The organism is Acidiplasma sp. MBA-1, from assembly GCF_000949015.1.
Lineage (GTDB): Archaea > Thermoplasmatota > Thermoplasmata > Thermoplasmatales > Thermoplasmataceae > Acidiplasma > Acidiplasma aeolicum.
Genome location: NZ_JYHS01000006.1, coordinates 17,882 through 27,399 on the forward strand (window position 1 = coordinate 17,882; position 9,518 = coordinate 27,399).

Here is a 9,518-nt window from a genome sequence, read left to right on the forward strand (position 1 = left end):
TCATCATCATAAAATTCAACGAATTTGACCATCTTAACACCCCCTTTTCATAAAGTAACATCTATTATTTATAGTTTTTTAAATAATTTATTGCTATATATTTTTCTAAAAAACATAAAAAATATTAATTTAGTTCTGCATCAATATTGTCTCTTGGAGAAAACATCATGGCAATGAAGCCTGCAAGTGAGCTTGCTATTACCAGTATTACTATTCCAAGGACGCTGTTTTTCATTACAGTTGATAGATAGGTTCCAAGGAAGGGGCCGAATGATGATAACGCAACGCCAAGGTTTATTGAGAATGCAATAAAGGAATATCTCACTGAAGAATCACTGTTTTCTGATAAGAACGCAGGTATAACCGCATATTGAAATGATATTATTAATCCAAGAATTATACCGCTGAATAGAACAAATGGAAGGTATCCACTGTGCAGCAATAATATTACAGGATACGCAAGTATAATCATTACAATAAATATGGATGATATCCATGCCCTTCTTGATCTGACCCTGTCGCTCATGTAACCGGCAATTGGACTGCTGAATAGCCAGACCAGATTTGTAACAAGAACGGCCAGGTCTATTGATGCTGCACTGAGTTTTGTATAAAGCCCAAGATATGTTGGCATGTATGCTATTTCTCCATAGTATATAATTCCGTTTCCAAGTAATAAAAGTGTGCCAACAATAACAAATTTATAGTATTTTTTAAATACATCCACTATTGGAAATTTCACGGTTTTTTCAGCATTAAACACAATTCTTTCCCTTATTTTATATCTTGTTAGAATTGCAATTGCAAGTGGGATGGCACCAAACCAGAACATTATCCTCCAGCCTATTGTGCTGAATGCTGCCCCGGGTGCTATATAAAGTGCTATTTCATTGGCAATTACAGCAAATCAAATATAAGCCCAAGTGCTGCTCCCCCCTGCTGTATCCCTGAAAAAAATCCCCTTAAACCCTGCGGGGAATTCTCATTAACTATGGTCTGGCCACCACCCCACTCACCAGCAAGGAAAAATCCCTGTGACATTCTTAAGGCTATCAATAAAACGGTGGCAAGGACACCAACCTGAGCGTATGTTGGTAAAAATCCCATGGAAACGGTTGCTATTCCCATGCCAAGCAGGGAAACAAGCCATATACTCTTGCGCCCAATTTTATCTCCAAAGTGCCCCAGAAATACCGCCCCTATGGGCCTTGCAAAGTATCCAAGAACAAGAGTTCCTAAAAATAATAAAACAGATGCTATGTAGCTGCTGCTTGGAAAGAACAGTGGTGCTATAGTTGTAGTTACATAAAGATAGACAACAAGGTCAAATAATTCAAATCCCCAGCCCAGATTCGCTGAAACTGATATTTTTAATGCATTGGTAAAATCCTCATTTTTATAGCTTTTAAAAGTAATATTCTTTTCTATCATTAAAAAATTTTAGTAAACAATAATATATAAATATTTTTACTATTTCCCGTAATTAATTTCGTTAATTGACGATTTATATTCAATTAGCTCCCTTTTAACAAGCGCCCTGGCAATTTTTCCGGTATATGTTTCTGGCAAAAAATCAGAAAATTTTATTAACCTCGGATAGGCATAAAGTGCAAGTCTATCCCTTACATATTCCTTTATAATTTTGTCAGGATTTTGAACAGTTTTGTCCTTTAATACTATTATTGCACCTATAATTTTACCCCTTATATCATCATCTATACCTGCAACTGCAGATTTTTTAACAAATGGAATCTCATCTATTACATTTTCAACCTCTATTGGATTAATTCTGTATCCGGATATCTTTATGATTTCATCGCTCCTATTAACATATTTAATAAATCCATGGTCTGAATATCCAAGGTCCCCTGTCATAATTACATTTTTTATAATTTTTGCATCGGCATTATTATAGCCAATCATTACCACAGGATCTGGAAGCTCTACCCCAATTTCTCCAGTTTCACCCTCATTGCACAGTGTACCGTCAGAATGATAAATATTAACCCTGTGACCGGGCACAGGCCTTCCAGTTTTATCCAGATTATTCCATTTGCACATGTTTATTAGCACCATGTTTGCCTCAGTTTGGCCATATGTCTGATTTACCCTAATGCCAAGCCTATCGTGCATGTAATTTATTAATTCAGGTGATATGTATTCACCGCCTGTGAGAATGGACTTAACATTATGATTATATATTTTTCCTGAGGATTTAATCATTCTAATTGCGCTTGGTACCAGAAAAAGGTAATTTATATGAAATAGATTTAAAAAATCGAAAAATTCATCCGGATCAAATTTTTTCCTCTCCCTTATAACAACTGTATTTCCTGTGTATAGTGCAGGCAGCAGGCTGTCAGCAAGACCACCAGCCCATGCCCATTCAGCAGGTGTTGAAAATAAAGAACCCGCATCTGGGAAATCATATCCCATAATCCATGCCGGCATATTCCCTATAACCCACTGATGTGGAAGCATTGCTCCCTTGGGATTTCCGGTGGTACCTGAGGTATAAATTAGCTGTGCCGGATCTGATTTTTTTGTGTTTTCATATGGTTCATTACTGTTTTTGCCGTTAATGCCAAAATCCAGCCCATCTCCAATTTTGATTATATCTATGCTTTTGAACTTTTCCCTGAATTGTATATTACTTATGATTGCCCTTGACCCAGAACTGCAAATTCTGTATTTTATTGCCTCGTCTCCAAAAACCGGTGATAATGCCAGTGCTGTGCCGCCCATTTTATAAATTCCCAAAAGAGAGATAACAAAATCAAATGACTGGTTAAGCAAAATTGAGACCACATCACCCTTTGAAATACCTATTTCCCTTAAAAGTTTTGCAACGTAGCCACTTCTTTCCTTTATGTCCCTATATGTCATTCTCTTATTTTTGTCTATTAATGCAACACCGCTGTTTTTTTCTATTTCTTCAGATATATTTAAATGATCTGGAATGTCAAATTTAAAATCTTTATATATCGATTCATAGTCCATGTCTTTGGCATTTTCTTTAAATAGCATATAAATCAAAATATTTCAAATTATTTAAAATTAATTACGGCATTAAACGAAATATATTATTTTATGTACAAATACCAACTAAGGATATATATAAAAAAGCAATAATGATTTATGACATTTGTTTATCCTGATTATAAAAAAAACAGCATATATAATCTTGCAGTAAAGTTATCGGATTCTTTAGGTGTAAATACACAAAGGGAACCAATTGATATTAACCTTGAAAAGGATAAAACAATTTTGGTTCTAATTGATGGATTCGGCATAAATTATGTTAAAAGATTGAATATTAATATGAATTACAGAAAAATTACAACAGTGTTCCCATCAACAACAGCAAGCGTTATTACAACATTGTTTACAGCAATGATGCCTGGAGAACATGGTGTAATAGGATACACAAATTATACAAATGACATTGGTGTGATAAACCCCATGAGGTTTACATTTAACGGACTTGATACATCTGAAGCATTGCAGCCAATTAGAAATTTTACAGATGAATATGATATAAAACCATACCTAAAAAATACTGATAAAAAATATGCCGTTATAATGCCGGGAAGGCTTGATAAAACAACATTTACCTCCGTAATGATGGATGGGGATTATTATCAGTATAAGTTCTTCTGGGATTCAATTTACCAGCTGGATAATGCAGCATCCAGGGGTTATGATTTTATATACTATTACATACCATTTATTGATTCACTTGCACATGCCTATGGTACCTATCAGGATTTTGTGCTAAATGCAGCAGATGAAATTATAAACAATGTAAAGAATAGTGTTGAAAAATACAAGGATAATTATAATATAATCATAACAGCGGATCATGGGCATGTACCTGTTTCAGAAAATGTTATTATAAATGACAATAAAGACCTCCTTGAAAGGCTGGATATAATGCCATACGGTGATTCAAGGGCCATGTTTTTAAAAACAAGGCAGGATATTTCAGACCTTATAAAATATGAAAATGTTTCTATTTTTAAATACAATGATATAATTAATAAAAATCTTTTGGGAAATGTAAGTCAAAGGTTTCTGAATAGAGTAGGGGACTATTTACTCCTACCAGAGGATGGGAGGGCTTTAATATATAAGGTTCAGAATAACAGGGATAAACCACTGCTTAAAAGCCATCACGGCGGGCTAACTGAGGATGAACAGTTAGTCCCGCTTATTTATATATAATTTTGCTTGCATTTTTCCGGACCCTGCCCTTATTAGATGACGAATATGAAAAGATTTCGTCATTGCTGTATTTCCAGTATAATGCTACTGATGATACTATCACAGGAATGATCAAAAGGAAAAATGATACAGAATACCCTATTATGCCAACAATATAACCAAAGACAAGGGGAATTATCATAAATAGTATATTATTGTATGCCATGAAATATGAATTTACAGCGCTGCGTTCCTCCAGGCTTGAACCTCTAGATATTATTATTGTTGATAATGGGAATACTGATCCATGAGGAATTCCAAGGAGCATCATTACCAGTATAAATGATAAAAAGTTTGGCAAAAATGGGAAGGCTGCAAGTGCGGCCGCCGTTATTATTATTGATATGAGCAATGGTGATTTAATGGAGTTAAATGGACGTACTGTCATAAATGATCTGGTTATGAATGAGACTGCAAAGAAATAAATATATGGTGAATAAGCCAGTGCACCTGATATGTGGAATCTGCTTATGGCAAATAGGGTCAGGAAAATGCTGAGTGCAGCAAATGGAACATTATACGTGGTTATGGTTAAAATTGAAATCTTAAGAGACCTATTTTTAAATGCTCTTTTCCTGTTCTCATGTTTGGTCTCGGGGAATTTTATCCATATTGAGGCAATTAGGCCGGCCACTGCTATGGGCACAAAATATAAGAATACCAGTCTGTAATTGTTTGAGGTTATTGACAGTATATAGTCCTCAAATACTGGCCCTATGATTAAACTTAAGCTCAATCCAACTGAATATAGGGATATAAGCCTCTCCCTGGTTTTCTGATCATTTATCAATGATGCTGAGGTAATTAGATTGGGCATCAGCATTCCATATGAAAAACCTGCCAGTGCAGATACAGGCCATATAATTATATAATTTGCAAGGAAATATAATACTAGTAAAACTGTAATTACAATATTTGATATTATAAATAAAAATCTTCTAGGCGATGCAGATAATCTTGGATTTATGTAAAACGTTGCTGAAAATGTAAAGAGGTAAAGCAATGCAGATATAATACCAACAAAGAATTTGGAAAAGCCAAGGTCAATTTTGGATAGCAATGGCAGTGTGGTAATCACCATATTATTTGTTGACCTCATTGCTATTGTCATTACCATTATTATAACTGCCGTAAATAATATACCATTTCTACTATTTTTATTAATCATAATTAATCACGAGATAGTAGTAATTGCATGGCAATACTTAAACTTTATTACTATACTATTGATTTATAAACTATCTATTAGAAAATTACATAAATAATACTATGGCCATTAGTTTCATTGATATTTTTATGATTGCAATATTTCACAGCATACAGAAACCGTGGTTTTGCGCAATTAACATGAATTAAAATTTCATAAATGCTGTTAATAATTCTGATAAGTATTGCATCATATAATATAATTAAAAAGAAACCATGAGGCATTTAACAGGATTAGGGATTTTGTACAGTATTTAAGATTTAGGCATCAAATGGATGATAACTTGCAAATGTGTATGCTAAAATGGTTAACGGAAGGCATAATCTAAAGTTCAGTTAATTATGGTCACAAAAAGATATGTGTTTAATATTAAATAATCACACAATTAAATAAACATTAAATAAAAAAAGTGCGAGAGCCGGGATTTGAACCCGGGGCATGACCTTGGCAAGGTCGCGTGTTACCAGGCTACACCACACTCGCTTAACATCTAAAATACATTAGACTATAAAAATTTTGCAGTTAATGCCTTTCTAAAAAATTATTTTTTAAATATCAGGCCACGGCAAGAATAAAATGGGCTATTATTATAGATACAGGTATTGTAATATTATCGTCTGCTATTTTATTGGATATGCTTTCTGCAAATGTGGCAAAAACTGAATAAAATATTGCAGGTACATAAAAAATGAAAAAAACACCGAAGATAAATGATGGAATGCACATTGCAAGAAATCCACCAACTGACTTTTTATTATTATACACAAGCCTTGGGGTTCTCAGCCTCATACCTATTATTGTTGCAAGGGAATCCCCAACCATTATAAGGAATGCCGCCACATAAAGCACCTTGATGGAACCTATAAAACCCATAACAAGCAAAAAACCTGATGCAAGATACATTGAACCAAGGCCAAGCTTTGTGTTTTCCCTTTCCATTCTGTATACAAGATTAGTAATTCTGTAATCCTTATGCAGATACAGTATATTGCCAAAAAGATATATTAAGAGCACAGAATAAAGGATTATAACCTTTCCAAAATGCCCGAAAAATACAAAAACAAGAATGGTAATTATACCTGTTCCTATCTGGAAATAGTCTCTGTATGATTCTCTTTTAATATCCTTGCCCTTATGCTCCTCATTTTCCAATCCGTACTTTTTCATGTTCTTATCAAGAAACATCGACATAAGCATTGGCACTGATATTGATATCAAAAGCAATTTTAGTGTGGCCATATGGTCTAATGAGGATATTAAAATTAAAATAAAATCTATGGCAAATGGTATATAAAAAAATATTGTGTACAAATATGTTGCAGCTATTAATGAATAAATATATATTGGAAGAAGTACAAAAGATCTTGAAAATAGGAATATAAGAATAATAAAAGGTATGGAAACAAGTAGTTTAATTTTGAATGTTTCTATCTGCTTTAATGATATATATATAATTGTGGCAATAAATAATGCCATGGAAATAAAATCTATAATACTCATAAATGGGAAAACAATAAAATGATTTAATATTTTTGCTTGCCATTCATGGTTTATTAATATAATATATAATCTCCGGAGGATAGTTATCAAACTTAAACCCTGCATCCCCGTACATTTTATATGCAGTGTTTTTTTCATTTACCCAGAGGTACACATACTTATATGATAGTGCCTTTAACCTGTTTAATGCCGAGTATAAAAGGTATTTGCCGTTTCCCTCATTCCTATGCTCCTTCTTTACAAAAATTGAAAGTATGAAGGCACGGTCAAAGCTTATCTGTGAGGAAAGCACCGATCCAATTACCCTTCCCTTGTTTTTTATTATTAGGGATGCATCATATAATATCTTTCCATATTCTCCATTAAATAAAGAATTTACAGATTCTATTCTATCCTGCCTGATGCTGCTGAACAGAAAGGCATCAGATGAATACCTGAATGCATCATATTCAGCATCTGCATAAATTTCAGATGATATATCCCTTGGGTTTCCTGTTTCGTATTTTGTACTAATTTCATTATAGGTATAATCATCCAGATTTAAGACCATTCTTTTTCTCACTGCCTTCTTAAAGCCTATTGACTCAAGGTATTTTTCTGAAATTTCATTTTCATTAAATATTGGATTTAGCATAATCTTTTTTCTCGAATTTTTACCGGCCTCAAGAATCCAGTCAAAAAATACCTTTAATCTCTCATTGTTTATGTATTTCTGGTTCAGGAATCCAATATCAGCATAAATCCTATCATGCTTTTCAACGGAATCCATAATATACCCATAGGCAATTAAATCGTTTTTATTGACCATTATTTTTGATTTTATCTTATTTTCCATCAGGTCTGAAATTATGCCCTGATAATTTGATTTAACATCTATATCAGGATATTTTTTTTGCAGGTATTCTATCTCCTTTTTAAGTATTAAATCCCATCTGATCTTATAGCTTTCAGGACTCATTTAATACTTCATTTATTTTATCTATATTTTCTTTGTCCTTTATTATAAGAAAACTTGCCTTTCTAATTCTGTTCATTAGGCCAAAGCCAATCCCTTTTTCAGGAAATGCCTGAATAACACCATATTTTTTATCACTCTGATCAAGTATTCTGAAGTCATAAAACAGGTTATGTGCAGCCTCCACAGCATTTTTTCCGAGAACAATTTTATCAAATTTTGCATATTTTGCATTGTCCGCTGAACATAAAACCAGGAATTCCCTGGATCTGTCTGATGATATAAACTCCCTGAATTCTTCTTCATTTTCAATAAGGAATAATTTCTTTGAGGGGGCATAGTGCCGGTATTTCATGCCCGGTGTAAGCGCAATGCTGGATTCCTTATAACCCTCGGCAACAGGGCTTATATATATCTGGCCAAATACCGCCTCAATATCCTCAACGGAATACGCACCAGGGCGTAGAAGACTGTATGGTTTTTTTGTAACATCAAGTATGGTGGATTCCACACCAAATTTTACCCTGCCCGCGTCTATGATTGCATCCACCCTGCCATCAAGTTCCTTTATTGCATCTTTTGAATCAACTATTGATGGCCTGGTTGCTATATTTGCACTGGGTGCGGCAACAGGCACACCTGCAGCCTCTATTAAATCGAGCGCGATTTTATTGTCCGGAAACCTTACACATACTGTATCCATTCCAGATGTGACTATATCCGGTATTACATCCTTTTTCTTTAACAGCAATGTTAATGGAGATGGCCAGATTTTTTTCATTTTTTCTTCAATATCTTTATCAATATAGCATACATTATTTACCATTTCAAAATTTGAAACCGTTACAATTAATGGATTATCTGCAGGCCTTTTTTTGGCCTCAAAAATCTTTTTGCATGCATCTTCTGAATATGCGTTTGCACCCAGACCGTAAACGGTCTCCGTCGGAAAAACAACAGTGCCTCCATTTTTTATTATTTCTGCAGCCCTTTTTATTGATTCATAATATTTATTATCTGAAATATTTAAAATTTCTGTCATTTTATGCTATATTACATTATTTTATTAATACATTATTGACTTAAGAGTATTATATTAATAAATCTAGTTTTTATTAAAAAAATTTAATTTTATATAAATTTTGAATATCATTACCCGCCATGCTGGGCCAATGTGGGCTGAATTATGCCAGTGGCATTAAAACTTTCTGATTCATTGAAAATAGTCTTTAATTCGGGCCGTTATGTTATGGTTTTTATTAACCATGCTAAGAAACACCTTTGGATGTTGCCATACATTTGTCGCTGTATAGCATAAGGTGACTATAAGCACCATCCATAAACAATGTATATAGATTTAATTAAAGTTATTTGTCTTTAACTTCTGTTACTTCTGTTATAAAAATATATAATTATAATAATTAAAGACATAATAGCAACTGCTCCTGATATTATTATAGATTTTGTTACAAATCAATATACCAGAAAGAAAGCCACTGAGTTTATTATGAATTTCTGGAATTTAAATACAAATATTCAATAAATAATATTTTTTGAAACATTTTTAGAACTAAATATTTATATGTTAAATAC

8 protein-coding genes and 1 tRNA gene are annotated in these 9,518 nt (G+C 33.3%); 1 reads left to right on the plus strand and 8 read right to left on the minus strand.

Annotated features, from left to right (window positions below):
- Positions 1 to 124: 124 nt before the first annotated feature.
- The 3 genes from TZ01_RS09960 to TZ01_RS08955 all read right to left on the minus strand — a co-directional run bounded on the left by TZ01_RS09960 (position 125) and on the right by TZ01_RS08955 (position 3,027).
- Positions 125 to 832 (minus strand): MFS transporter, encoded by a 708-nt coding sequence (locus tag TZ01_RS09960; protein WP_197065881.1) that lies wholly within the window; start codon positions 830 to 832, stop codon positions 125 to 127.
- A gap of 65 nt (positions 833 to 897) precedes the next feature.
- On the minus strand, positions 898 to 1,431 hold the full coding sequence (locus TZ01_RS09965) for an MFS transporter (protein ID WP_197065880.1): 534 nt from the start codon (positions 1,429 to 1,431) through the stop codon (positions 898 to 900).
- A gap of 39 nt (positions 1,432 to 1,470) precedes the next feature.
- The gene (locus tag TZ01_RS08955) at positions 1,471 to 3,027 is read right to left on the minus strand and encodes an AMP-binding protein (RefSeq protein WP_048102590.1); all 1,557 of its coding nucleotides are present in this window, start codon (positions 3,025 to 3,027) and stop codon (positions 1,471 to 1,473) included.
- A 111-nt stretch (positions 3,028 to 3,138) separates the two neighbouring features.
- On the opposite strand from TZ01_RS08955, the gene TZ01_RS08960 reads away from it, so the two are divergent.
- Complete coding sequence (locus TZ01_RS08960) at positions 3,139 to 4,224, plus strand: alkaline phosphatase family protein (protein ID WP_052656894.1); 1,086 nt, start codon at positions 3,139 to 3,141, stop codon at positions 4,222 to 4,224.
- On the opposite strand, the gene TZ01_RS08965 is transcribed toward TZ01_RS08960, so the two are convergent.
- From TZ01_RS08965 to TZ01_RS08985, 5 genes are all read right to left on the minus strand, one after another.
- Entirely contained in the window at positions 4,211 to 5,431 is a 1,221-nt protein-coding gene (locus TZ01_RS08965; RefSeq protein WP_048102591.1) for an MFS transporter, read from the minus strand. The genes TZ01_RS08960 and TZ01_RS08965 overlap by 14 nt on opposite strands.
- A gap of 449 nt (positions 5,432 to 5,880) precedes the next feature.
- Positions 5,881 to 5,953, minus strand: a tRNA-Gly gene (locus TZ01_RS08970).
- 72 nt (positions 5,954 to 6,025) lie between these two features.
- The gene (locus TZ01_RS08975; protein WP_048102592.1) at positions 6,026 to 6,970 is read right to left on the minus strand and encodes a diacylglycerol/polyprenol kinase family protein; all 945 of its coding nucleotides are present in this window, start codon (positions 6,968 to 6,970) and stop codon (positions 6,026 to 6,028) included.
- A 43-nt stretch (positions 6,971 to 7,013) separates the two neighbouring features.
- Positions 7,014 to 7,928: a GNAT family N-acetyltransferase gene (locus tag TZ01_RS08980; RefSeq protein WP_048102593.1), complete on the minus strand. Its 915-nt coding sequence runs from the start codon at positions 7,926 to 7,928 to the stop codon at positions 7,014 to 7,016.
- Positions 7,918 to 8,967, minus strand: a complete 1,050-nt coding sequence (locus TZ01_RS08985) for an L-threonylcarbamoyladenylate synthase (RefSeq protein ID WP_048102594.1) — start codon at positions 8,965 to 8,967, stop codon at positions 7,918 to 7,920. The genes TZ01_RS08980 and TZ01_RS08985 overlap by 11 nt, the downstream gene beginning before the upstream one ends.
- Between the last annotated feature and the right edge of the window lie 551 nt (positions 8,968 to 9,518).

Coding starts and splice junctions, on each gene's coding strand:
- TZ01_RS08960 (WP_052656894.1), top strand. CDS start 3,139: ATGACATTTGTTTATCCTGATTATAAAAAAAACAGCATATATAATCTT.
- TZ01_RS08985 (WP_048102594.1), bottom strand. CDS start 8,967: ATGACAGAAATTTTAAATATTTCAGATAATAAATATTATGAATCAATA.
- TZ01_RS08955 (WP_048102590.1), bottom strand. CDS start 3,027: ATGCTATTTAAAGAAAATGCCAAAGACATGGACTATGAATCGATATAT.
- TZ01_RS09960 (WP_197065881.1), bottom strand. CDS start 832: ATGTTCTGGTTTGGTGCCATCCCACTTGCAATTGCAATTCTAACAAGA.
- TZ01_RS09965 (WP_197065880.1), bottom strand. CDS start 1,431: ATGATAGAAAAGAATATTACTTTTAAAAGCTATAAAAATGAGGATTTT.
- TZ01_RS08965 (WP_048102591.1), bottom strand. CDS start 5,431: ATGATTAATAAAAATAGTAGAAATGGTATATTATTTACGGCAGTTATA.
- TZ01_RS08975 (WP_048102592.1), bottom strand. CDS start 6,970: ATGAGTATTATAGATTTTATTTCCATGGCATTATTTATTGCCACAATT.
- TZ01_RS08980 (WP_048102593.1), bottom strand. CDS start 7,928: ATGAGTCCTGAAAGCTATAAGATCAGATGGGATTTAATACTTAAAAAG.